Raw genomic sequence first — 22160 nt, 5'->3', positions numbered from 1 at the left:
TCCATCACGTTCGACATTCCCGATTTCTGCATATCAACCCGGAGACCACTCACCATGAACTTCCTCGACGGCCACCTGTATCCCGAAAACCAGCAGCCCCTGATCATCACGGCCGCGCCCTATGCGCCGGGCTGGATTCCCTCGGACTTCCCGGAAGACATTCCGGTCACCATGGCAGACCAGATCCAGAAGGCGGTGGATTGCTACGAAGCCGGCGCCACCGTGCTGCACCTGCATGTGCGCGAAGAAGACGGCAAGGGCAGCAAGCGCCTGTCCAAGTTCAACGAGCTGATCGCCGGAGTGCGCGCCCGCGTGCCCGAGATGATCATCCAGGTCGGCGGCTCCATCAGCTTCGCGCCTGAAGAAGGCCAGGGCGCCAAGTGGCTCAGCGACGACACGCGGCACATGCTGGCCGAACTCCAGCCGAGGCCCGACCAGGTCACGGTGACCGTCAACACCTCGCAGATGAACGTGACGGAGCATGCGGGCCTGGACGACTTCAAGGGCGTGTCCCGGGGCTTCCCGCATCTCTATGCCACCTACAAGGACATGGTCGTGCCCTCGAATCCCAGCTGGGCCGAGGAGCACATCCGGCGTCTGACGGCCGCCGGGATCCAGAGCGAGTTCCAGGTCTACAACATCAACAGCTTCGAGACCATCGAGCGGATGATCCGCCGCGGCGTCTACAAGGGGCCGCTGGTGATGAACTGGGTGGCAATCAGCGGCGGCATGGACCAGGCCAACATCTACAACCTGGCCAACATGCTGCGTGCGGTGCCCGACGGCGCGGTGGTCACGGTGGAAAGCTCGGTGCTCAACGTGCTGCCCATCAACATGATCGGCATCGCCCTGGGCCTGCATGTGCGCTGCGGCATCGAGGACGTGCTCTGGAACCAGACCCGCACCGGCAAGGCCAGCACGGTCGACCAGATCAAGCAGCTGGTGCGCATCTCGGGCGAATTCGGCCGTCCCATCGCAACCGCGCAACAGGCGCGCGAGATCATGCAGATCGGGGTCTTCTACGACACGGCCGAAGAGACCCTTCAGCGCAACGGCTTCGCACCCAATCGCAACGGGGGCAACCAGGGCTTCCTGCGCAAGCCGGACGCCGATCTCGGCCGCTGAGCCCGGACCGGCCTAGGCTTCCTGGGTCGCCGCGGCTTCGGCCGACTGCTTGCTCCATTGCGAGGCGCTGCAGCCGAACAGGCTGTGGAACCAATGGCTGAAGCTGCTGGGGCTGGAGAAGCCCAGCAGCTCGGCCACCTCGCTGAGCGGCAGGTCACCCTCGCGCAAATGGCTCTTGACCAGGTCCGAGCGCACCTGGTCGAGCAGGCCGCTGAAGGTGAGGCCCTCGGCGTCGAGCCGGCGGTGCAGCGTGCGACGATCGACGCGCAGGTGCCGAGCAACCTCCCGCGCGGTGCAGGCGCCGCCCGGCAGCAGTGCCAGGATCAGCTGGCGGCAGGTCTCCTGGACGCTTTCACTGCGATCCTTGAGCTCCGCCTCCAGGAACTTGCGCGCGAAGCCCGCGGCCACCTGGTCTCCGAGCTCGCGCGGCTTGGACAAGTCGATCGCCATGCAGACCAGCCCGTTGAATTCCTGGTTGAACTTGACGCTGCGTCCAAAGAATGCCCGATGGGCGGCGACGTCAGTCGGCGGGCGATGCGTGAAGCAGACTTCGAGCGGTCGCCAATGCGGTCCGATCAATTCGCTCAGCATGCGGAACAAGCTGCCCACGGCGAGTTCCACCGACTGCCGCATCGGCAAGCCGGGGCTCGGCAGCAGGTCTTCCCGGATGATGACCACGCTGTCGGCGTCTTCGACCCGAATCATCAGCGAGGGGTTCACCAGCTTCAGGTAGCGGCACAGCGTGTCGAGGGCATCCCTGGGCGTGGGCTCTTCCCTCAGCACGAGGCTGATGGGTCCGAGGGCGGAGAGCTTGCGCTGGGCCGCGAGACGCAGCGCCAGGTCTTCCGTCTTGGTGGCACGCGCGGTGATCTCCAGCAGCTCGCGCGCGGCGTCCCTCGGGATCAGTGTCTCGGGGTCATCCAGGAATCTCGCCTGCAGCCCCACGGTCCGCAGGAATGCATAAGGATCCCGGCCCAGCGATTTCACCAGTTCGACGTAGCCGTTCAGGCTCGCGCTGCGCATCAGTCGAGCGATGTGTCTCATGGGTGGCTAGTTTGCCCCAATGTCGCATCGACGAGGTACGGCTCGACCACCTGCGTGAGCCAGTTCAGCACCGCCTTCACGCGCGGCGCCAGCTGGCGCCGGTGCGGGTAGAGCAGGGAGACCGGCATCGGCGCCGCCGTGAGGTGAGGCATCACGTCCACCAGCAGGCCGGCATCGACCAGCCGCTGCGTGCCATGCGCCGGCGCCTGGATCAGCCCCAGGCCTGCCAGGCACGCGGCCTGGTAGGCATCGGTGCCGTTGACCACGATCGCGCTGCGCATCGGATGCACGCGGATCGCGCCGCCCTCCTCCTGGTACTCCCAGCCCGCGCCTTGCACGCCGAGCTTGGGCGCGTAGTGCACGATGCGGTGCCGGGCCAGGTCGGCCAGCGTCTTCGGCGTGCCGTTGGCACGCAGGTAGGCCGGACTCGCCACGTTGCGCATCTTCATCATCCCCAGCGGCCGCGCCACCAGTTCCGCGTCGACCAGCGGCCCGACGCGCAGCACGCAGTCGAAGCCTTCCTGCACCAGGTCGACGCGGCGGTCGGTGGTGCTGATGCCCAGCTCCAGCAGCGGATGCGCCGCCAGGAATTCCGGCAGCCGCGGAATGACCAGGTCGCGCGCCAGCGAGTTGGGCAGGTCGATGCGCAGCCGGCCCCGCAAGCCGCTGGCCGCCGGCTGGAACATGGCCTGCAGCTGGTCGGCGTCGGCGATCAGCTCCTGGCCGCGTTCGAGGAACTGTTCGCCATCGGGCGTCAGCCGTACGCGCCGCGTGGTCCGCTGCAGCAGCCGCGCGCCGACCTGGGCCTCGAGCCGCTGCACCACCTGTGAGACGCGGCCCTTCGCCATTCCGAGCTGGTCGGCGGCCTGGGTGAAGCTGCCGAGTTCGGCGACCCGGGCGAAGATGCGGAGCTGGTCGAGATCCATCCTTTGATTGTCCTTTCTGGAAGAACAGTTTGGACGATTTTTGACCATTTATCGTTTTTCGGTGAACTCCTAAAGTCAGGCCATCCCAACCCTTCCAGACTCAGGAATTCACCCATGAACGCCACCACCACCCCCCGCATCGCCCTCGTCACCGGCGCCAGCCGCGGCCTCGGCCGCAGCACCGCCCTGAAGCTGGCCGAGCAAGGCAGCGACCTGATCCTCACCTACAAGGGCAGCGAGGCCGATGCCCACGCCGTGGTGCGGCAGGTCGAGGCGCTCGGCCGCCGCGCGGTCGCGCTGCAGCTCGACGTGGCCGACAGCGGCAGCTTCGTCGGCTTCGCCGAACGCGTGAAGGCCGCGCTGGCCGGCACCTGGCAGCGCGAGCACTTCGACCACCTGGTCAACAACGCCGACATCGGCGTGGCGGCGCCCTTCGCGGAGACGACCGAGGCGCAGTTCGACCTGCTCGCCAACATCCACCTCAAGGGCACCTTCTTCCTGACCCAGAAACTGCTGCCGCTGATCGCGGACGGCGGGCGCATCGTCAACACCTCGACCGGCCTGGCCCGGTTCACCTTCCCGGGCTACGCCGCCTATGCGGCGATGAAGGGCGGCATCGAGGTGCTGACCCGCTACATGGCGAAGGAACTGGCCCCGCGCGGGATCACGGTCAACACCATCGCGCCGGGCGCCATCGAGACCGATTTCCGAGACGGCGCGGTGCGCGACGACCCGCAGGCGAATGCGCAGATCGCCGGCATCACGGCGCTGGGCCGGGTCGGCCAGCCCGACGACATCGGCGGCGCGGTCGCGGCGCTGCTGTCCGACGGCAACCGCTGGCTCACCGGCCAGCGCATCGAGGTCTCGGGCGGGATGCTGCTCTGAGAGGCCGGCGTCAGTGGGGCGCCAGGCGTGACATCAGCAGCCGCATGGCGGCCGGAATGGGCGCGATCACCGGCACGGCGAAGCGCCCCTGGAGCCCGATCGCCGCCTGCCCCAGCGGCCCGCCGCCGATGATCACGGCCTCGGCGCCGTCGTCGTCGATGGAGCGCTGCACGGCCCGCGCCAGGGCCTCTTCCAGCGCCTGCGGATCGGCCGCGAGCTGGCGCGGATCGCCGTCGGTCAACCGGATGCCGGCGTAGACGGCGAGCAGGCCGAGGGCGCGGGCCCGGCCTTCGATCGGGCCGACCAGGTCAGGTGTCACGGTCGCGATGCCGAAGCGCCGGCCGCCGGCACTGGCCTCGCGCATCGAGGCCTCGGCGATTCCGACCACCGGCACCCGGCAGGCGGCGCGCACGCGCTCGATGCCCGGGTCGCCGAAGGCGCTGATGATCACGCCGGCCCAATGGGTTCCGCCGTCGCGCCAGGTGCGCTCGACCTCCAGTGCGGCCTGCTCGAGCTCGCCGGGGTTGACGATCATCGGCGGGCCATCCTGCGCGGTCCGGCCTTCCACCCGGTAGCCCGCGGGCGCATCGCCCGCGGCGATCGCCACCATCATGGCCGTGGTGGCGGAGGACGAATTCGGGTTGATGAGCAGGATGTCTTGCATGGTGTCTGCGGGTTGGATGTCAGTTCGCCTGCGGCGCCGCGACGACCGGTTTGGCGGGCGCGGCGTCGTCCGGCAGCGGCAGCGCATCGGGCGACTTGCCGTAGGTCTCGGGCACGCTCTGCACGCTGATCACGAAGACCGCATACATCGCGGCCGCCAGGCCGAACACGCCGACCAGGCCGAAGGCATCGAAGAGCCGGCCGGCCACCAGCGGCATGAAGGCACCGGCGGCCGTGCCGGTCGCGAGGATGAAGGCGGTGCCGAAGGCGCGCACCCGGGTCGGATAGAGCTCGGGCGCGAAGATCCAGATGGTCGTGTTCAGCAGCAGCACGAAGAACTGGAACACCGCGCCCGCGATCAGGATCACCACGATGCTCTTGGCGACGAAGCCGATGGTCAGGGCCGCCATGCAGGCGCAGACGGCGCCGGCGGTCAGCACCCGCTTGCGCGGGAAGTGGAAGCCGAGCAGCGACGCGGCAATGGCGCCCAGCAGGCTGCCGACCTGCATCACCATCGTGAAGAGCAGGCTCTTCGACATGCTGTAGCCCAGCGCGACGAGGATGGTCGGCATCAAGGTCAGTACCGAGATCTGGGCGCCGTAGGTCATCCAGATCGTGATGCACAGCGGAATGGTGCGGCGCGCCAGCGCGCCGCGGAAGATCTCGGTGACGCGCACCTTGACCTTGGCCTTCGGCGCCGCGGCGCCGTCGTCGCTGATGTACTGCTGCTGCGGCACGTTGCGCGCCGTGAGCCGGCCCGAGGCCAGCCGCGACAGCACCGCATTGGTCTCCTTCACGCGGCCCTGGGCCAGCAGGAAGCGCGGCGTCTCGGGAATGTAGCGGCGATAGAAGGCGCCCAGCAGCGCGGGCACCATCAGGCAGGCGAACAGCCAGCGCCAGGCGTTGTCGCCCGGGAACAGCCAGAACACCAGCAGGCCGAAGCCGGGCGCGAGGAAGTTGCCCAGCCCGCCCGCGCCGACGTTGACCAGGCCGACCGCGGTGCCGCGGAACTTGGTCGAGCAGAACTCGGACAGCATCGTGACCGCGATCGCGATCTCGCCGCCGAGGCCGAAGCCGACGATCGCGCGGCCGATCGCCATCACGGTGAGGTTCGGCGCCATTGCGCAGACGCCGGCGCCGAGCGTGAACAGCAGCAGGTCGATGGTCAGCATCACGCGGCGGCCGAAGCGGTCGGCGATGTAGCCCGAGACGATCCGGCCCACCGCCGCGCAGGCGAAGGTGACGGTGTTGAGCAGCCCGATGTCGGACGCCGTGAGCCCCCACTGCTCCTTGAGCATCGGGCCCACGATGCCGACCGCGTTCTGCTCGAAGCTGTCGAAGAGGCAGCCGATGAGGATCAGGAAGATGATCGTGTGATGCGAGCGCGTGACGCCGATCGTGTCGAGCGCCCGGTCGAGCTCGGCGACTCGGGGTGAGTCGGTCCCGGAAGAGAGTACAGGTCCACCAGCCATTGGAAGGCTCCTTGTCGAAGGATTTGCGTGCTCGGCGCTGCTCGGAATCGCGTGTCGGATGCTAGATCGCGGCGCCTCGGATTGCCATATGGATTTCACCTATATGGTGCGCATGAAATTAGAATTTCATCCGCAACAAAGCACATGCAATCACCGTGCCAATCTCATCGGCCATATGAAATCCCGCTTGCAGCGTCGACCAGCGCACCAACGCAGTGCGCCTGTGGGCGGTTTCAGAGCTCGCCGGTCTCCGCGTGGCCCTGTTCGATGGCGGCCAGCCGCTTGCGGCCGGCGGGGCCCGAGGCTTCGATCACCATGGTCGCGATCAGGTCGCACACCGCCATCACCGCGGCATGGTTGTCCAGCAGCCCCGGGCCGCGGCAGTCGCACTGCAGCGACCAGGTGGCGCCAGCGAAGTCCGGCGAGGCCTGGTCGCTGATGAAGAGGACCTTGGCCCTGGCCCGGCTCGCACCTTCGAGCAGGAGCTCCATCTGGCGGGTCTGGCGGCGGGTGCCGAAGACGATCACGCAATCGCGCTCGCCGATGCCGGCCAGGTGCTCGGCCAGGGTTTCGCCGGCGCCGGGAATCGCGGTCACGCGCGGCACCACCTGGATGATCTGCCAGCGCAGGTACTGGGCGAAGGCGTGGCTGCTGCGGCTGCCGAAGATCAGCACCTGGCCGGCGGCGATGATGGCCTTGACGATCTCCGCCATCTGCCGGTCGTTCAAGCGCTCGAAGGTGCTGGCGAGATTGGCCTGCGAGCGCTGGAAATGCGTCGCCACCAGGTGGCCGCGCCGGGAGGCCTCGGTGGCCGACTGGAACAGCGGCGAGCCGCTCTCCTTCTCCTCCCGGACCTGGCGCCGGGCCTCCTCGTAGTTGTCGTAGCCGATGCGCCGGATGAAACGGCTCACGGTCGACGGCGAGACCCCTGCGAGTTCGGCCAGTTCGTTGCCCGCGTAGCTGGCGAGCTCGCCGGGAAACTCCAGCACGAAATCGGCGAGCTGCCGCTCGGTCGCGGAGAGGACGTCCAGGTGGCTGCGCACCCGGCGGACGAACGAATCGGTGCTGCTGCTGCGCATCGCATGGAAGGACGAGGGCCCGAAAAGCGCTGAACCCAGCCTTTCAAGCCTCGCCCGGGAGTGAAATCGGAATTCTAGGGGCGCCCGGCGGCACCGCTCATGGCGACGCCGGTCCGAGCAGCAGGAAGGCGAATCCGAAAGCCAGCAGGAAGGCGATCGTCATCAGCTTGAGCGCGATCGCGAAGGCATGCAGGCGCCCGATCCCCAGGCGGGTGCGAAACCATTCCGTCTCGACGCCGAGATACCAGAGGACCGCGCCGACGGTCAACCCGGTCGCCACCAGCGAGAACCCCAGCCGCGCGAAGACCGAGGCCACCGACAGCGTCACCACGAACGGCGAGGCGAAGAAGCACTGCAGGAAGAACGGACGGCGCAGCGTCTTGCGGTCGATGTCGCGCCGCAGCCGATGCAGCAGGCCGGTCGCCATCAGCAGCGGGAACAGGCTGAAGGTGATGGCACGGAAGATCAGCAGGTTGGTGTCGGAAGTCAGCACCTCCTTCGCCACGCTGGAGGTGAAGGGCGCGAGGTTGGCATGCAGGCCGACCTCGAGCGCATGGGCCAGCAGGATCGACAGCATCAGGAACAGCGGCGGACTGACCAGGTCGATGAACTGGTCCTCCTCGCGCTCGCTCATCTCGGCTTCTGCCTGCGCCGCCAGCGCCAGCGGATGGCGCAGCACCCGCCACAGCGTGCGCGGATAGAACAGCATCCAGGTCATCACCTCGTAGAGGAGTTCTTCGAGCGAGCGGATGAATTTGAGGAATTCCATGGCCGGTGGCCGGATCATCGCGGATTTCTTCGGTGGCGCGCAGGCCCGAACTGGCGCAGCATCCGGCTCGGGACGACCCATGACCACGACCTGTGCCGGCTGCGGCGCCGAAGTGCTGCCCTCGTCATCGTTCTGCCAGCGCTGCGGGCGCCGGCTGGACAACCCGCGCCCGCCCGACCCCGAGCCCAGCGCCGACCGGCGCCAGGTCACGGTGCTGTTCGCCGACCTCACCGGCTTCACGGCGCTGGCCGAGGAGCTCGATCCCGAGACGGTGCGCTCGTTCCAGAACGCCCTGTTCGAGACCATGGCCCAGGCCATCGCCCAAGGCGACGGCTTCGTCGAGAAGTTCGTCGGCGACGCGGTGATGGCGGTGTTCGGTGCGCCGCGCGCACACGAGGACGACCCCCTGCGCGCCCTGGAAGCGGCGCAGGACATGATGCAGCGCGTCGAGCGGCTGAGCCGGCAATGGGGCCCGCGCCTGGGCCGCGGGGTCACGCTGCACATCGGCGTCCACACCGGGCCGGTGGTCGCCGGCAGCCTGGGCAGCGGTGCCGGCGGCGCCTATGCGGTCACCGGCGACACGGTCAACACCGCATCGCGCCTGCTCTCGGCCGCGCAGCCGGGCACCGTGCTGGTGTCGGACGCCACCTGGTCGCTGGTGCGGCACCGCTTCGACTTCRAACCCGCCACCGAGCTGGCGCTGCGCGGCAAGGCGCAGCCGATGCGGGTCCATGTGCTGCGCGGCGCCCGCACCGATGCGGTCTCCGCGCGCGGCCTCGCCGAACTCGGGCTGGCGGCGCCGCTGGTCGGTCGCGACGACGCCATCGAGCGCCTGCTGGCCGCCTTCGACCGCATGCAGGGCGGCGAGGCGCAGCTGGTCAGCGTCGTCGGCGAGGCCGGCGCCGGCAAGTCGCGCCTGCTGGCCGAGCTGTTCGCGCGGCTCGAGGCCCAGGGCCGCCTGGCCTCGACCGGCGTGCGCCGCACCACCTGCTCGTCGCACGGCGAGCCGACCTATGGCACCTTCGGGGCCCTGTTCCGCGAGGTCTACCAGGTCCGCGCCGACGACTCGCTGGAGGTGGCGCGGCGCAAGCTGCACGACGGCCTGCAGGCCCTGGGCGCCGATGCCGCCGAGGTCGAAGCGGTCGCCCGGGTGGTGGGCCACCTGCTCGGCATCGAGGAAGCCCGGCCGCAGGACATCGAGCCTGAGCAGCTGCAGCGCCAGATCACGCTGGCGGCCCGGGCGATGCTCGAACGCCGGCTGGCGCGCCAGCCGGTGGTCATCGTGATCGACGACATGCAGTGGGCCGACGCCGCCTCGGCCGACCTGCTGCGCGAAGTGATCGACCAGCTTGCCGACCGGCCGCTGATGCTGCTGGCCGCGCAGCGCCCCGATGCCCGCGCGCTGCGGCCGCTGCGGGCGGCGCATTCCACCATCGCGCTGGAACCGCTCGACGCCCGGCAGGCCGGCGCGCTGGTGGGCCACCTGCTGGGGGGCGCCGACGGCGACGCCCTGGCGCCGGTGCGCGAACTGGTCGCCGCGCGGGCCGGCGGCAATCCGCTGTTCGTCGAGGAGATCGTCCGCAGCCTGGCCGGATCCGGCCTGCTGGTGCGCCAGGGCGAGCGCTGGCATTGCAAGCCCACGCACGAGGCGGCGGCCGTGCCGTCGACGCTGTACGGCCTGCTGCTGTCGCGCATCGATCGGCTGGAGGCGGAAGATCGCCGCCTGCTGCAGGAGGCGGCCGTGCTCGGCGCCGAGTTCGACGCCTCGCTGCTGCAGCGCGTCGCCAGCGACCCGCCCTCGACCGGCGCCGCGCTGGGCCGCCTGGCGGCCGCCGACCTGGTGCGCCCGGTGCGCGCCGAGCCGGCGGGCGGACCCCGCTGGCGCTTCACGCACGCGCTGCTGCACGAGGTCGCCTACCAGAACCTGCTGCTGGCCCGGCGTACCGACCTGCATCAGCGGGCCGGCCAGGCCCTCGAGGACATGTCGGCCCCGGGCCGGCAGGCGGCGGTCGATGGCGAGGGCGCGAACCCGCGCCGCCTGGCCGAACTGGAGGCGCTCGGGCACCACTGGAGCCTGTCGACCGACAAGGCGCGCGGCGCCCGCTACCTGCTGGCCGCGGGCGACCGGGCCCGCGCCGTCTACGCCAACGACGACGCCATCCGCCACTACGAGCGCGCGCTGCGCACGCTGGCCGAAGCTCCGGCGGACACGCCGGCGGCCGCCGCCGAGGTCGAGCCCATGGCGCTCGACGCCCGCGAGCGGCTGGCCGACCTGTTCGGCCTGCAGGGGCGTCGCGCCGAAGCGCTGGCCCAGTACGAGCAGGTCCGGCAGGCGGCCGAACAGCGGCACGACCCGGTGCGCCTGGCGCGCGCCCTGCGCAAGACCGGCGGACTGCACTGGGAGGCCGGCGACCGCGAGCGCGCCGGCGCCTGCTTCGACGCCGGGCTGGCGGGCCTGGGCGAACAGGGCGACCCGATCGAGCGCGCCCACCTGTTCCAGGAGATGGGCCGGCTCGCCTTCCGCGCCGGCGACAGCGCCGCCGCGCTGGCACTGGCCGAACGCGCACTGGGCGAGTTGCCCGCCGACGCCCAGGGACGCGCGCGCGAGGCCACCGTGGTGCGGGCCGAGGCCTGCAACACGCTCGGCGTCGCGCTGGCGCGCCTGGGCCGCCCGTCCGAGGCGGTGGCGCAGATCGAGAGCAGCGTCGCCCAGGCCGAGGCGCACCAGCTGCTGCAGGCGGCCTGCCGGGGCTACACCAACCTGGGCGTTCTGTATGCGACGCTCGATCCGCAACGCAGCATCGAGACCTGCCTGCGCGGGCTCGAGACCGCGCGCAAGGTCGGCGACCTGGGCTTCCAGTCGCGGCTGTACGCGAACCTCGCGGTCGCCTACTGCGCCCTGACCAACCGCTGCGAGGACGAAGGCATCGAGGCCGCGCGCGCCGCCGCCAGCCTGGACCGCCGGCTCGGGCTGCTCGATCACCTGGCCGTGCCGCTGATCGTCCTGGGCCAGATCTACCAGTGCCACGGCGACCACGCGCGGGCCTTCGATTCCTACAACGAGGCGTTGCAACTGGCCGAGCAGATCGACGAACCCCAGCTGCTCTTTCCCTGCTACGATGGTTTGGCGACGTTGTATCTCGACGCCGGGCGCATCGCGCAGGCCGAGGCCTACCTGGCCAAGGCACAGACCGTCTGCGAGCGCGCCGGCCTCGAGCCCGACGCCCTGATGGTGCTTCCGTTCCTCTGCTGAACCTGCCGGAAGGAGTCTCTCCATGACCTCCTCGATGAATCCCCCCGTGGCACCCGGCGAAGCCGCCCCCGACTTCGCGCTGCCGGCGGTGGCCGGCCCCGAGACGGTGTCGCTGGCCGACTACCGAGGGCGTGCCCCGCTGTTCCTGGCGCTGATGGTCGGCCTGTGGTGCCCGTTCTGCCGCCGCCAGCTGGTCCAGATCGGCAAATTCGAGGTCAAGCTGAAGGCGCTCGGGGTCGAAAGCCTGGTGGTGGTGGCGACCGATCCCGAAAACGCCCGGCTCTACTTCAAGTTCCGGCCGACGCAGCTGCGGCTGGCTTCCGACCCCGCCCTGTCGACCCACCGCGCCTACCGCGTGCCCAAGCCCGAACCGACGCCCGAGCTGATGCAGGCCCTGCAGGAAACCCGCGTCAATCCCACCGGCGAGCTGCCCGAGCCGCTGCCGATCCCGCAGGCCGCCAAGGCCATCGAGGCGCTCGACAGCTACGTCTGCACGCCCACCGACCTCGGCGACGTCGAACGGCAGTGGCCGCAGCTGAAGGCGATGTTCATGATCGACCGCGAGGGCATCGTGCGCTGGCACGACATCGAGTGCGCCCGCGAAGGGCTGGCCGGCATCGGCAAGCTGCCGTCCGAGGCCATGATCCTGGACGCGGCCCGCGCCTGCGTGGCTTGAGCGGGCCCCCACGCTCCGCACTTCGTGTGGCCTGGGCGCCTAGCTTCCCAAAGGCGCCGGCCGGCTGGAAGCCATGAGCGATTCGAGCCGATGGCGGTCGGCGATCAGGCGCGAGGTCACCAGGTTGACGACCTGGAAGCCGAAGGCCGGATTCTGGAAATAGAGCTGCTTGAAGGTGGTCTCGTCGATGCGCAACACGGTGCAGTCGGTCGCGCAGCGCGCGGTCAGCGTGCGGCGCTTGTCGGGGGCGAAGAAGGCGATCTCGCCGAACAGGCGCCCGGCCTCCATCATCTCGCCGATCTCGACGAACTCGATCTGGCCCGACGCCAGGAAATACAGGTGCCTGGCCGCATCGCCCTTGCGGAACAGGACGCGGCCTGCCTTCATCCGGGCGCTGCGCATGTAGGGCCGCAGCCAGACCCCCGACAGGTCGTTCTCGGCCGCCGCCGCTGTCACGCGCCGCGTCAGGCGGACCATCTCGGCGGTCCGCCAGATGTTGATCGGCAGCAGCGCCCCGTGCAGCAGCATCATGATCAGCGAGGGATGGAGCGCACCGTAGAGCAGAAAGCCCAGGTTGCCCCCGACCGCCAGGCAGCGCAGCGGAATCATGGTCTTCACGAACGAGCTGACCACCACCAGCGCCCCGGCCACCGCCGCCGAACAGGCGGCCACGATGCCCGCCGGGGTGGCGAGCGACGATGTCAGGGTCGCGACCGCGGTGTCCCACAACAGTGCCATTGACATGCGTACTCCTGTTTGCCGCACACGCGGGCGGCGGCCCATCGCCGCGCGCTAGATTGTGCGTCGGCGCGCCGGATTCTCAACGCAGCAATTCACGTCCCGCCATGTAGAGCCCCAGCAGCGCCAGGCCGATGAAGAAGCAGCGCTTGAACACCGTCGTCGAAATCCGCTGGCGCAGCCGCTGGCCCAGCGCCATGCCGGCCAGCGCCGGCACCAGCATCGCCAGCGAGGCGCCGGCCCCGGGCATCGAGTAGCCGCCCTGCCCGGCCAGCGCCAGGCCGAGCGCCAAGGTCGAACTGGTGAACGAGAGCCCCATCGCCTGGATCAGCGCGTCGCGCGGCAGCCGCAGCGCCTGCAGGTAGACCACCGCCGGCAGCACGAACACGCCGGTCAGCGCCGTGATGGCGCCGGTGAGCGCGCCGACGACCGGGCCGAGCCATGCCTCGTGCCGCGCGGGCAGGGCGAGCGAGCGCCCCAGCAGGCCCCAGGCCGCATAGCCGGCCAGCGCCAGCCCCAGCGCGAGCATCGCCCCCGAGCCGGCCGGGGCACCGAAGCACCAGGCGCCCAGCAGCGTGCCGGCGACGATGCCGAGCTGCATGCCGGCCAGGCGGCGCAGCATGGCCATGACGCCGGACCAGGGCTGGAGCTGCCACAGGTTGGTCACGAGCGAGGGCGCGATCAGCAGCGCGGCGGCGGCAGCCGGCGGCATCCAGATGGCCAGCAGCGCCATCGACAAGGTCGGCAGCCCGAGGCCGATGACGCCCTTGACGAGGCCCGCCAGCACGAAGACGGCCGAGACCAGGGCCCACAGGGAAAGATCGGAGTCCAGCATCGGGCCAGTGTCGCTGTCCGGACGCGGCCTGCAAATGCGGAACTTTCAAAGCCGGCCTCAGGCCCGGCCTGAGGCTCGGCGTGCTACCTTGCCGGCATGCGATTCGACCTCACCGACCTGCGGCTGTTCGAGCACATCGTCGAGACCGGCAGCATCACCGGCGGCGCGGCCCGCACGCACATGACGCTGGCCTCCGCCAGCCAGCGCGTGCTCGGCATGGAGGCCGACCTCGGCACGCCGCTGTTGCTGCGCTCCCGCCTGGGCGCGCAGCCGACCGAGGCGGGGCGCACCCTGGCCCACCACGCCCGGCTGGTGCTGCAGCAGATGGAGCGCCTGCGCGGCGAGCTCGGCGAGTACGGCGGCGGCCTGCGCGGGCACGTGCGGCTGTCGTGCAACAGCTCGGCGATGACCGAGCACCTGCCCGAGGCGCTCGGCGCCTTCCTCGCGCAGCATCCGCAGATCTCGGTCGACCTCGAGGAACAGGGCAGCAGCGACATCGTCGATGCGCTGCGCGCCGGGCTGTGCGACATCGGCATCGTCTCCGACGTGGTCGACGTCGAAGGCCTGCAGCACTTCGTGTTCCGGCGCGACGACCTGGTGCTGGTGGTGCCGCGCGGTCATGCGCTGGCGCGGCGCCGGCGCGTCGTCCTGGCCGAGGTGGTCGACTGCCGCTTCGTCGGCCTGGCCGAAGGCAGCCCGCTGCAGCACCACGTCGCCCTGCACGCCCGCCGGCTCGGCAAGCGGCTGGCCTACCGGGTGCGGGTGCGCAGCTTCGAGGCCGTCTGCCGCATGGTCGAGCAGGGCATCGGTGTGGGCATCGTGCCGAAGGCCGCGGCCGACCGTTCGCCTTCGCTGCCGCGCATCCGGGCCATCCCGATCGCGGAGGCCTGGGCCGCCCGCCACCTGCTGGCCTGCGTGCGCGATGCCGACGCGCTGCCGCTTCCGGCGCGCCGCATGCTGCAGCACCTGCTGGCGCCGGCGCCACAATAGCCGCGCATGGCAAGCCCGCCCGTTCCCACCGACTCGATCGTCGCCCTGCTCCAGTCGCTGGTGCGCACGCCGAGCCGCGCCGGCACCGACACGCCGGCGCCGGTGCTGCGCTGCATGGAAGACTGGCTCGGCAGCCGGGGGCTGGCCTGTCGCCGGCTGCAGGGTGCCGGCGGCGAGCCGCTGGGCCTCTATGCCGAGATCGCCGGGACCCGGCCGGGCGGCCCCTGGACCGTGCTCGACGCCACGCTCGACACCGCGGGCTTCGGTGACGCCGCCAGCTGGACCTGGCCGCCGACCGATCCCCGCATCGAAGGCGGCTGGCTGCACGGCCGCGGCAGCGCCGACTCCAAGGGCGGCGCCGCCCTGTTCGCGCACCTGCTGGCGGAATTCGGCGCAGCGCGCGAAGGGTTCGCCGGCCGGCTCGGCCTGCTGCTCGATCTCGACGAGCATTCCGGGCGCTTCGGCGGCGCCCGCGCCTTCTTCGATCCTCCGCTGGGGAACGGGCCCGCGCCGAGGCCGGACGGCGTCATCATCGGCTACCCGGGGATGGACAGGATCGTCACCGGCGGCCGCGGCTTCCTGCGCGCCAGGCTGGCGGTGCACGGCATCGCCGCCCACGCCGGCGCCACCCGCCGGCGCGGCTTGAACGCCATCACGCGGGCCATGGCGCTGGCGAGCGCGCTCGAATCCGCGCCGCTGCCGCCGGCCGATCCGGCCTTCGGCCTCGCGCCCCGGCTCACGCTGACCGGCATCCAGGCCGGCGACGGCGGCTACACCCAGGTGCCCGATCGCTGCGAATTGCGGATCGACCTGCGGCTGACGCCCGGTTTCACCGACGCGCAGGCGCGCGCGCTGGTGCGGGTCACGATCGAACGGCAGGACGCGGACCATGCCGGCGCGGCCGCCACCGCCATCGAGTGGTTCGCCGGCTGGCCCGCCTACCGCGTGCCCGATGCCGACCCGATGGTCGCGGCGCTGCGCGAAGCGGGCCGCGCCGAGTTGGGCATCGACCTGCCGACCCGCGTGGCCGGACCATCGAACATCGGGAACTATCTGCATGGCCTGGGCGTGCCCGCCCTGTGCGGCTTCGGCCTGCGCGGCGAGAACATCCACGCCGCCGGCGAGCGCATCGCGCTCGACAGCATCGGGCCCGTCTACCGGATCTATCGCGCCGCGCTCAAGCGATTGCAGCGCGGCTGAAGCCCCTGGCTAGCAGCGGCCCTTCTTGGCTTGGCCGGGGGGACAGTGGTAGCCGTCGTCGTCATGGTCGTGGTCATGCCCCCGACCGTGCTTGCCGTGCTTCGGCGGCTTGCCGGGCTTCCACTGGTCATCGACCCAGCGCCAGCCGCCGCCCGCCTGGACCCAGCGGCCGGGCGCATAGACGTAGTCGGGCCGGTCGCGCTCCCAACGTCCACCCTGCCACACATAGTCGCGCTCGTTCCAGACCCAGCGGCCCGGCACCCAGACCTGGCCCGGACGCGGTCCGGGCATGACTTCGTAGCGCGGCGGCGGCGGTGCCACCTGCACCAGGCCGGGAACGTTGATGTTGATGTTGACCTGCGCGAACGCCGGCAGGGTGGCCGCGGCCGCGAGGGCTGCAAGGGCGAAGGTGGCAATGCGCAAAGGGAAGCTCCGTTCTACTCGTGGCCGCCGATTCTAGGGACACCGCTTGTATCGAAACGCAAGGCGCTTTGGTGCCGATCCGGTCAGGCCACGCCGGCGCCGAAGCTGAACACGCCGACGGCGGCCAGCCTGGCGGCTTCGGCGCGCACCAGGTCGCGCACGACGGCGAGCGCCGGACTCTGCGCCTGCTCGACCCGCGTGGCCAGCACCAGCATGCGGTGCAGCTGGGCGCCCGAGATCTCCGACAGCCTCACCGTGCCGGCGCGCGGCTCCTTGAACACCGACACCGGCATCAAGGTGGCCCACCGGCCCTGCAGCACCAGTTCGCGGATGGCATCGACCGAGTCGAACTCGGCCTCCACGTTGAGCCGGCCACCGAGCGGCGCCAGACTGGCTTCGACGATGCCGCGATGCAGGCGGGTCATCAGCAGCGGCACCCGGGCCAGCGACGACAGCGGCACCACCGGCGGCATGCCGCGCGAAGCCGGCGTGATCAGCGCGAAAGGCTCGGCCAGCAGTGGCTCGAAGGCGAGCGCGCGATGCGGCTGCGGATTGGTGACCACCGCCATGTCGACATGGCCGCGCTCCAGCCCTTCCACCAGCTGGGGCGTGAAGGCCTCGCGCACCGCCAGCCGCACGCCCGCCAGGTGGCGGTGGCAGCGCTCGAACACCCCGGGCAGGAGAACCCGCGTGAGCGTGGGCGAGACGCCCAGCACCACGGTGCTATCGGGCGCGGCGCCATCGCCGCCCAGCTGCAGGCGCACCCGCGCCGCCTCGGCCAGCATCCGGCGTGCCGATTCGTAGAGGGTGGCGCCGCCCTGCGTCAGCCGCACGCCGCGCGCCCCGCGCTGGAGCAGCTGCACGCCCAGTTCGGCTTCCAGGTCGCGCACCTGTCGAGTCAGCGCGGGCTGCGCCACCGACAGCGCCGCCGCCGCCGCGGTGAAGCTCCCGGCATCGGCGATGGCCACGAAATAGCGCAGGGTACGCAGGTTCACGAGGGGTCGGCGGCGCAGACGGCCGCAAGTTCTTGCATATCAATATGATATGGCTCGCGACCGAATCGGCATTGGACCGGCGGCGCCGCGCTTCCTAGACTGCCCTGCATTCGAGAACAGGAGACATTCGGCGCGCCGGCCACGGCGGGCCGACCCGCCGCATGCCGATCACTGGACAGAGCACCCTCCGGGCGCCGGGCGAGAGCCTGCGCCGTTTCATCGCCGCCGCGCTGCGCCGCGTCGGCCTGCCGGACGAAGACGCCGCCAGCGTCGCACGCCTCATGGCCGATGCCGACCTGCAAGGCTCCGACGGCCACGGCGTGATCCGGCTGCCGCAATACGTGCAGCGCATCGAGGCGGGCGGCATCAACATCCGGCCCGACATCCGCGTGGTCGAAGAGCGGGCCGCCATGGCGGTGGTCGACGGCGACAACGGCATGGGCCACCTGGTGGTGTCGCGCGCGGTGCAGATCGCGATCGAGAAGGCGCGCAGCGCCGGTGTCGCCTGGGTCGGCACGCGTGCCAGCAACCATGCCGGACCGGCATCGCTCTACGCGCGCATGCCGCTGGCGCACGACATGATCGGGCTCTACTTCGCGGTCGGCAATGCCAACCACATGGCGCCCTGGGGCGGCATGGAGATGCTGTTGTCGACCAATCCGATCGCCGCCGGCATCCCGGCCGGGGACGAACCCGCGGTGGTGCTCGACATGGCCACCACCGTGGCCGCCTACGGCAAGGTCAAGGCCAAGGCCAAGCGCGGCGAGGCTATGCCCGAAGGCTGGATGATCGACCGCGAGGGCCGGCCGCTGACCGACCCGAAGCGCGCCGGCGAAGGCTTCCTGCTGCCGATCGGCGGCCACAAGGGCTATGGCCTGGCGCTCATCGTGGGACTGCTGGCCGGCACGCTGCACGGCGCGGCCATGGGCCGCGAACTGGTGGACTTCAACGCCGACGACCGCACGCCGACCAACACCGGCCAGGCGATCCTGGTGATCGACCTCGCGGCCTTCGGCGGGGCGGCGCCCTTCAAGGCCGCGGTCGACGCGCTGGTGCGCGACATCCGCCAGAGCGAGCGCCTGCCCGGCGTGGAGCGCATCTGGCTGCCAGGCGAGCAGAGCCACGGCAAGCGCGAAGCCTATGGTCGCGACGGCGTCCCGCTGCCGGCCGCTCTGGCCGAAGACCTCGACCGGCTGGCCGAACGGCTGGGCATCGAGGCGCTCGAGCGGCTGCCGGAACCGCCGGGGCCGGCCTGACGGACAAGAACCACAAGGAGACCCCGCCATGACAGCCTTCCTCAAGCACCTGATCCTCGCAGCGGGCCTGGCCGCCGCGGCCGCCGCGCCGGCGCAGACCGCCTACCCCGCCAAGGGCATCCACATGATCATCCCGCTGGCCGCGGGCAGCGCCGTCGACAACGGGGCGCGGGTGCTGACGCAGCGCATGGGCAGCGAACTGGGGCAGTCGTTCTACCTGGAGAACATTCCGGGGTCGGCGGGGCTGATCGGCGCCGAGCGCGTCGCCAAGGCCGCGCCCGACGGCTACACCGTCGGCGGCTTCAACGACAGCGTGCTGACGATGGTGCCCAACATCTACAAGACCAGCTGGGACCCGCTGGCCGACTTCGCCCCGGTCTCGCTGGTCGGCACGATCGAATGGGGCCTGGTCGTGAAGGCCGATTCGCCCTACCAGACGGTCGCCGATTTCATCAACGCGGCGAAGGCGCGTCCGGCCAGGCTCAACTATGGCTCCGGCGGCAGCGGCAGCCCGCAGCATCTGGCGATGGCCCTGTTCGCCGGCCGTGCGGGCATCGACGTGACTCACGTGCCCTACAAGGGCGCGACGCCGGCCGCCATCGCAGTCGCCGGCGGCGAGGTCGACGCCGCCTTCCAGGGCCTGGGCACGGTCACCTCGCTGATCGCCGCCGGCAAGCTGCGTCTGCTGGCGGTGTCGACGCCGCAGCGCCTGGCGCAATACCCCGGCGTGCCGACCGTCAGCGAATCGGGCCTGCCCGATTTCTTCTTCAACTCTTGGTTCGCGATCGTGGCACCCAAGGGCACGCCCAAGCCGATCGTCGACCGGCTCTACGACGCGATGAAGGTATCGCTCGACGATCCCGAGACCCGCAAGCAGCTGGTGGCCCAGGGCATGACCCTGCGCGGCAGCACGCCGGCCGAATTCGCCGCCGCGCTGAAAGACCAGTACGCGCTCTACCGCAAAGTGATCCAGAGCAACAACATCAAAGCGGACTAGATCACTGTGTGTGTCGCAGCTCCGCGAGAGCGAAGTCGACCGCCGCAGCGGCATGCAAAGCCGTGCTGTCGAGCAGCGGCAGCGCGCTGTCCTCGTCCTTGACGAGCAGCGAGATCTCGGTGCATCCGAGCACGAAGGCCTCGGCGCCGCCGGCCTGCAGAGCGCCGATGACGCGGCGGTAGCGCTCGCGCGAGGCGCCGTCGACGATGCCGACGCACAGTTCGTCGTAGATGATCCGGTGCACCTCGGCACGATCTTCGGCGCCCGGGACCAGCACCTCCAGGCCATGCCGCTGCGCGAGCCGGTCCTTCATGAAGCCCTGCTCCATCGTGAACGCAGTGCCGAGCAGGCCCACGCGGCGCACGCCCGCGCGGGCCGCCGCGCGGCCGACCGGATCGGCGATATGGAGAAAGGGCAGCGGCGTCGCCGCCTCGATGCGATCGGCCAGCTTGTGCATGGTGTTGGTGCACAGCACGATGCAGTCCGCCCCGCCGGCGTGGAGCCGGCGCGCGGCGTCTTCGAGGATGGCGCCGGCATCGTCCCATCGGCGCTCGTGCTGGGCCCGCTCGATCGGCCCGAAGTCGACGCTGTGCATCAGCAGCTGCGCCGAGCGCAGCGGCCCCAGGCGCTCGCGCACCCGCTGATTGACGAGGCGGTAGTACTCGGCGCTGGACTCCCAGCTCATGCCGCCGATGAGGCCGATGGTGCGCATGGTCGCCATCATGCCCGGCTACCCGATCTTGGCCTCGAATGCCTTCTTTTCTCGCCAGATCTGCTGCACGAAGGGATCCGTCACGCCGTACAGGCCATGGCCCTTGCGCATGATCAGGTTCGCCGCGAGAAGTTCGTTGACCACGGGCTGCGTTTCCTCGACCCGCACCTCGCGTCCCACGGCTTTGGAATACGCGGCGGCGGCCTCGGCCGAGAACACGCCACGGGCATCTCCATGGGTCGAGGCGATGCGCTCGAAGATGGCCGTGGCGAGTCCGCCGAGTTGCTCCACTTTCGCCAGTTCGATGTCGGCGGCGGTGGACCGGAGGGTTGCGGCAATCACCGGCAGGTAGGCATCCGGATCGCCGCCGGGCGGCAAGTGCCGCCGCAGCTGGCCCAGGGCCTTGATCATTTCTTCCGGGCGGTTTCCCAGGGTCTTGAAGCTCTGGTTGGCGATCGCCAGGGAAGGCAGTGCGCCCGCGCCTTCTCCGGCGAGCCGCTGCAGCAAGTGCTCGACGTAGTCGGTCTCCAGCACGGGATAGGCAACCGACGTGGCACCCGCGAACGCCTGGTTGCGCCTCGCCGTCAGTTCATTCACCAGCGCGCGGTGCGAGCCCGTTCCGATGAAGAGGAAGTGGCCGGGCGTGGCTGGGCGCGGATTGATGGCGTCGCGCGCCGCCTTCAGCGCCAGCAGCATCTGGTTGCCATCCTCGGAGGTGATCGCGTGCTGCACCTCGTCCACGATCAGGACGACATCCGTCTTCGCCTGGTCGACGACCTCGGTCAGTGCCTGCGCCAGCGTCGGCCCGCCCTGGGCGCCCAGGCTGTCGAGCTTGAAGCCGAACTTGAAGGTGAATGCGCCCAGGTCGACGCCGCTGATGCGCTTGAGCTTTTGCAGCACCGAGGACGCGGGTGTCTGCAGTTCGGTCAGCGTTTTCCGGATCGCGGCCTGGACCAGAACGGCCGGGCTGGTCTGGGTATCGGCCCAGAGATCGACGTAGATCACGAGTGCGCCGGCCTCTTCCAGCGCAGGGATCAGGTCATTCAGCAGGAAGGTCGTCTTGCCCGTGCGGCGCAGGCCGGAAAGGAACAAGCCGGAACGCAGACCCTCGTCCAGGACGCCGGGCCGCAACAGCTGACCGGCCATCTGAACGCCAGCGCAGGACGCCGGAAGATCGCCATGAGAGTTATCCAGTTTTATTGAATCTGAATAATTATAGCCATTCGATAATTTCCGATAAGGGGCCGCCTGCCGAGTTGGCGCAGGGAGGCCTGCGCGGCCCTTTTCCGTCCTACTGCAGGAAGCCCGGCTTCGCGTACCCCGGGAACTTGCTGTCGACGACCGCGCGGAAGTCCTTCGAGTGATAGGCCTCGACGATGTCCTTGGCCCACGGCGTGTCCTTGTCGGCACGCTTCACGGCGACCACGTTCAGATAGTGGTCGGGCGTCTTCTCGAGCACCACGGCTTCGGTCAGCTTCAGCCCAGAGGACATCGCGAAATTGCCGTTGATGATCGCGTACTCGGTGTCGCCCAGCGAGCGCGGCAGCTGGGCCGCCTCGAGCGGAATGAACTTCAGCTTGCGCGGGTTCTCGGCGATGTCCTTCTCGGTGGCGCGCAGCGCGTCGATGCCCGGCTTCAGCGTGATCAGCTTGTTCTGCTCCAGCAGCACCAACGCGCGCGCCAGGTTGCTCGGGTCGTTGGGGATCGTGAAGCGGTCGCCGTCCTTGAGTTCGGCCAGTGTCTTGCGCTTGGTCGAGTAGACGCCCAGCGGCGCGATCGGGCCCTGCACCAGCTCGACGATGTCGAGCTTCTGGTCGGCTGCGAACTTCTGCAGATAGACGCGGTGCTGGAAGAAGTTGGCATCCAGCGAGCCCTGCGCCAGGGCGAGATTCGGCTGCACGTAGTCGTTGAACTCGACCAGCTTGACCTTGTAGCCCTTCTTTTCGAGCAGGGGCACGATGCCGGCCTTGAGCTGGTCGACGTTGGAGCCGGCGGTGCCGCCGATCACCAGGTCTTTCTTGGCGGCGGCCTGGGCGTGGGCCTCGAGCGAAAGGCCGCCGAGCGACAGGGCGAGCACCGACAGAGCGAGGACGGAACGGCGGACGAGAGATATTTTCATGGG

At 70.2% G+C, this 22160-nt stretch carries 21 protein-coding genes; 8 read left to right on the top strand and 13 right to left on the bottom strand.

The features are described 5' to 3' along the window. Positions 1-54: 54 nt before the first annotated feature. On the top strand, positions 55-1125 hold the full coding sequence (locus tag AC1DF3_RS19910; protein WP_286530740.1) for a beta-keto acid cleavage family enzyme: 1071 nt from the start codon (positions 55-57) through the stop codon (positions 1123-1125). 12 nt (positions 1126-1137) lie between these two features. On the opposite strand, the gene AC1DF3_RS19905 is transcribed toward AC1DF3_RS19910, so the two are convergent. Both AC1DF3_RS19905 and AC1DF3_RS19900 read right to left on the bottom strand, forming a co-directional pair. Next, the gene (locus AC1DF3_RS19905) at positions 1138-2169 is read right to left on the bottom strand and encodes an AraC family transcriptional regulator ligand-binding domain-containing protein (RefSeq protein WP_286530741.1); all 1032 of its coding nucleotides are present in this window, start codon (positions 2167-2169) and stop codon (positions 1138-1140) included. Beyond that, a complete protein-coding gene (locus AC1DF3_RS19900; RefSeq protein WP_286530742.1) occupies positions 2166-3095 on the bottom strand; it encodes a LysR family transcriptional regulator in 930 nt (309 codons plus the stop codon). Before AC1DF3_RS19900 ends, AC1DF3_RS19905 begins: the two co-directional genes overlap by 4 nt. Positions 3096-3209: 114 nt before the next feature. Between AC1DF3_RS19900 and AC1DF3_RS19895 the strand changes: the two genes are divergently transcribed. Next, complete coding sequence (locus AC1DF3_RS19895; protein WP_478140594.1) at positions 3210-3980, top strand: SDR family NAD(P)-dependent oxidoreductase; 771 nt, start codon at positions 3210-3212, stop codon at positions 3978-3980. A 10-nt stretch (positions 3981-3990) separates the two neighbouring features. Here the strand turns inward: AC1DF3_RS19895 and AC1DF3_RS19890 are convergent, their stop codons facing one another. The 4 genes from AC1DF3_RS19890 to AC1DF3_RS19875 all read right to left on the bottom strand — a co-directional run bounded on the left by AC1DF3_RS19890 (position 3991) and on the right by AC1DF3_RS19875 (position 7963). Continuing rightward, complete coding sequence (locus tag AC1DF3_RS19890; protein WP_286530744.1) at positions 3991-4644, bottom strand: aspartate/glutamate racemase family protein; 654 nt, start codon at positions 4642-4644, stop codon at positions 3991-3993. A 19-nt stretch (positions 4645-4663) separates the two neighbouring features. Then, positions 4664-6115: an MFS transporter gene (locus AC1DF3_RS19885; protein WP_478140593.1), complete on the bottom strand. Its 1452-nt coding sequence runs from the start codon at positions 6113-6115 to the stop codon at positions 4664-4666. A 233-nt stretch (positions 6116-6348) separates the two neighbouring features. Further along, a complete protein-coding gene (locus AC1DF3_RS19880) occupies positions 6349-7194 on the bottom strand; it encodes a MurR/RpiR family transcriptional regulator (RefSeq protein WP_478140592.1) in 846 nt (281 codons plus the stop codon). 97 nt (positions 7195-7291) lie between these two features. Next, entirely contained in the window at positions 7292-7963 is a 672-nt protein-coding gene (locus tag AC1DF3_RS19875) for a hypothetical protein (RefSeq protein WP_286530747.1), read from the bottom strand. Positions 7964-8042: 79 nt separating this feature from the next. Between AC1DF3_RS19875 and AC1DF3_RS19870 the strand changes: the two genes are divergently transcribed. Next, positions 8043-11216, top strand: a complete 3174-nt coding sequence (locus AC1DF3_RS19870; RefSeq protein WP_478140591.1) for an ATP-binding protein — start codon at positions 8043-8045, stop codon at positions 11214-11216. Positions 11217-11238: 22 nt separating this feature from the next. Then, entirely contained in the window at positions 11239-11892 is a 654-nt protein-coding gene (locus tag AC1DF3_RS19865) for a peroxiredoxin family protein (protein ID WP_286530749.1), read from the top strand. Positions 11893-11931: 39 nt separating this feature from the next. Here AC1DF3_RS19865 and AC1DF3_RS19860 read toward each other — a convergent pair whose 3' ends face one another. Further along, a complete protein-coding gene (locus tag AC1DF3_RS19860; protein WP_286530750.1) occupies positions 11932-12636 on the bottom strand; it encodes a Crp/Fnr family transcriptional regulator in 705 nt (234 codons plus the stop codon). A 76-nt stretch (positions 12637-12712) separates the two neighbouring features. Next, complete coding sequence (locus AC1DF3_RS19855) at positions 12713-13465, bottom strand: sulfite exporter TauE/SafE family protein (RefSeq protein ID WP_478140590.1); 753 nt, start codon at positions 13463-13465, stop codon at positions 12713-12715. A 96-nt stretch (positions 13466-13561) separates the two neighbouring features. On the opposite strand from AC1DF3_RS19855, the gene AC1DF3_RS19850 reads away from it, so the two are divergent. Together AC1DF3_RS19850 and AC1DF3_RS19845 are read left to right on the top strand one after the other, a co-directional pair. Further along, complete coding sequence (locus tag AC1DF3_RS19850) at positions 13562-14455, top strand: LysR family transcriptional regulator (RefSeq protein ID WP_286530752.1); 894 nt, start codon at positions 13562-13564, stop codon at positions 14453-14455. Positions 14456-14461: 6 nt separating this feature from the next. Further along, the gene (locus AC1DF3_RS19845) at positions 14462-15655 is read left to right on the top strand and encodes a M20 family metallopeptidase (RefSeq protein WP_478140589.1); all 1194 of its coding nucleotides are present in this window, start codon (positions 14462-14464) and stop codon (positions 15653-15655) included. A gap of 9 nt (positions 15656-15664) precedes the next feature. On the opposite strand, the gene AC1DF3_RS19840 is transcribed toward AC1DF3_RS19845, so the two are convergent. Both AC1DF3_RS19840 and AC1DF3_RS19835 read right to left on the bottom strand, forming a co-directional pair. Continuing rightward, positions 15665-16078 (bottom strand): hypothetical protein, encoded by a 414-nt coding sequence (locus tag AC1DF3_RS19840; protein WP_286530754.1) that lies wholly within the window; start codon positions 16076-16078, stop codon positions 15665-15667. An 83-nt stretch (positions 16079-16161) separates the two neighbouring features. After that, positions 16162-17073, bottom strand: coding sequence for a LysR family transcriptional regulator (locus AC1DF3_RS19835; protein ID WP_286530755.1), 912 nt, complete (start codon positions 17071-17073; stop codon positions 16162-16164). 161 nt (positions 17074-17234) lie between these two features. On the opposite strand from AC1DF3_RS19835, the gene AC1DF3_RS19830 reads away from it, so the two are divergent. Together AC1DF3_RS19830 and AC1DF3_RS19825 are read left to right on the top strand one after the other, a co-directional pair. Next, the gene (locus tag AC1DF3_RS19830; protein ID WP_478140588.1) at positions 17235-18329 is read left to right on the top strand and encodes an Ldh family oxidoreductase; all 1095 of its coding nucleotides are present in this window, start codon (positions 17235-17237) and stop codon (positions 18327-18329) included. Positions 18330-18357: 28 nt separating this feature from the next. Next, entirely contained in the window at positions 18358-19326 is a 969-nt protein-coding gene (locus AC1DF3_RS19825; protein ID WP_286530757.1) for a Bug family tripartite tricarboxylate transporter substrate binding protein, read from the top strand. A gap of 1 nt (position 19327) precedes the next feature. Here AC1DF3_RS19825 and AC1DF3_RS19820 read toward each other — a convergent pair whose 3' ends face one another. The 3 genes from AC1DF3_RS19820 to AC1DF3_RS19810 form a co-directional block, all read right to left on the bottom strand. Beyond that, a complete protein-coding gene (locus tag AC1DF3_RS19820) occupies positions 19328-20038 on the bottom strand; it encodes an aspartate/glutamate racemase family protein (protein WP_478140587.1) in 711 nt (236 codons plus the stop codon). Positions 20039-20056: 18 nt separating this feature from the next. Then, a complete protein-coding gene (locus tag AC1DF3_RS19815; RefSeq protein WP_478140586.1) occupies positions 20057-21184 on the bottom strand; it encodes an ATP-binding protein in 1128 nt (375 codons plus the stop codon). Between the two features lie 145 nt (positions 21185-21329). Further along, positions 21330-22157 carry a MetQ/NlpA family ABC transporter substrate-binding protein gene (locus AC1DF3_RS19810; protein ID WP_478140585.1) on the bottom strand — a complete coding sequence of 276 codons (828 nt, stop codon included), beginning with the start codon at positions 22155-22157 and terminating at the stop codon, positions 21330-21332. Between the last annotated feature and the right edge of the window lie 3 nt (positions 22158-22160).

It is taken from the genome of Variovorax sp. 10N432, from assembly GCF_056394465.1.
The sequence above is the reverse complement of the archived record's forward strand: the minus strand, read 5'-3'. Positions and strand labels throughout refer to the sequence as shown.

Bases quoted from the DNA above. Each gene is read 5' to 3' on its own strand.
- AC1DF3_RS19910 (WP_286530740.1), top strand. From the start codon at position 55: ATGAACTTCCTCGACGGCCACCTGTATCCCGAAAACCAGCAGCCCCTG.
- AC1DF3_RS19905 (WP_286530741.1), bottom strand. From the start codon at position 2,169: ATGAGACACATCGCTCGACTGATGCGCAGCGCGAGCCTGAACGGCTAC.
- AC1DF3_RS19900 (WP_286530742.1), bottom strand. From the start codon at position 3,095: ATGGATCTCGACCAGCTCCGCATCTTCGCCCGGGTCGCCGAACTCGGC.
- AC1DF3_RS19895 (WP_478140594.1), top strand. From the start codon at position 3,210: ATGAACGCCACCACCACCCCCCGCATCGCCCTCGTCACCGGCGCCAGC.
- AC1DF3_RS19890 (WP_286530744.1), bottom strand. From the start codon at position 4,644: ATGCAAGACATCCTGCTCATCAACCCGAATTCGTCCTCCGCCACCACG.
- AC1DF3_RS19885 (WP_478140593.1), bottom strand. From the start codon at position 6,115: ATGGCTGGTGGACCTGTACTCTCTTCCGGGACCGACTCACCCCGAGTC.
- AC1DF3_RS19880 (WP_478140592.1), bottom strand. From the start codon at position 7,194: ATGCGCAGCAGCAGCACCGATTCGTTCGTCCGCCGGGTGCGCAGCCAC.
- AC1DF3_RS19875 (WP_286530747.1), bottom strand. From the start codon at position 7,963: ATGGAATTCCTCAAATTCATCCGCTCGCTCGAAGAACTCCTCTACGAG.
- AC1DF3_RS19865 (WP_286530749.1), top strand. From the start codon at position 11,239: ATGACCTCCTCGATGAATCCCCCCGTGGCACCCGGCGAAGCCGCCCCC.
- AC1DF3_RS19860 (WP_286530750.1), bottom strand. From the start codon at position 12,636: ATGTCAATGGCACTGTTGTGGGACACCGCGGTCGCGACCCTGACATCG.
- AC1DF3_RS19855 (WP_478140590.1), bottom strand. From the start codon at position 13,465: ATGCTGGACTCCGATCTTTCCCTGTGGGCCCTGGTCTCGGCCGTCTTC.
- AC1DF3_RS19850 (WP_286530752.1), top strand. From the start codon at position 13,562: ATGCGATTCGACCTCACCGACCTGCGGCTGTTCGAGCACATCGTCGAG.
- AC1DF3_RS19845 (WP_478140589.1), top strand. From the start codon at position 14,462: ATGGCAAGCCCGCCCGTTCCCACCGACTCGATCGTCGCCCTGCTCCAG.
- AC1DF3_RS19830 (WP_478140588.1), top strand. From the start codon at position 17,235: ATGCCGATCACTGGACAGAGCACCCTCCGGGCGCCGGGCGAGAGCCTG.
- AC1DF3_RS19825 (WP_286530757.1), top strand. From the start codon at position 18,358: ATGACAGCCTTCCTCAAGCACCTGATCCTCGCAGCGGGCCTGGCCGCC.
- AC1DF3_RS19820 (WP_478140587.1), bottom strand. From the start codon at position 20,038: ATGCGCACCATCGGCCTCATCGGCGGCATGAGCTGGGAGTCCAGCGCC.
- AC1DF3_RS19815 (WP_478140586.1), bottom strand. From the start codon at position 21,184: ATGGCCGGTCAGCTGTTGCGGCCCGGCGTCCTGGACGAGGGTCTGCGT.
- AC1DF3_RS19810 (WP_478140585.1), bottom strand. From the start codon at position 22,157: ATGAAAATATCTCTCGTCCGCCGTTCCGTCCTCGCTCTGTCGGTGCTC.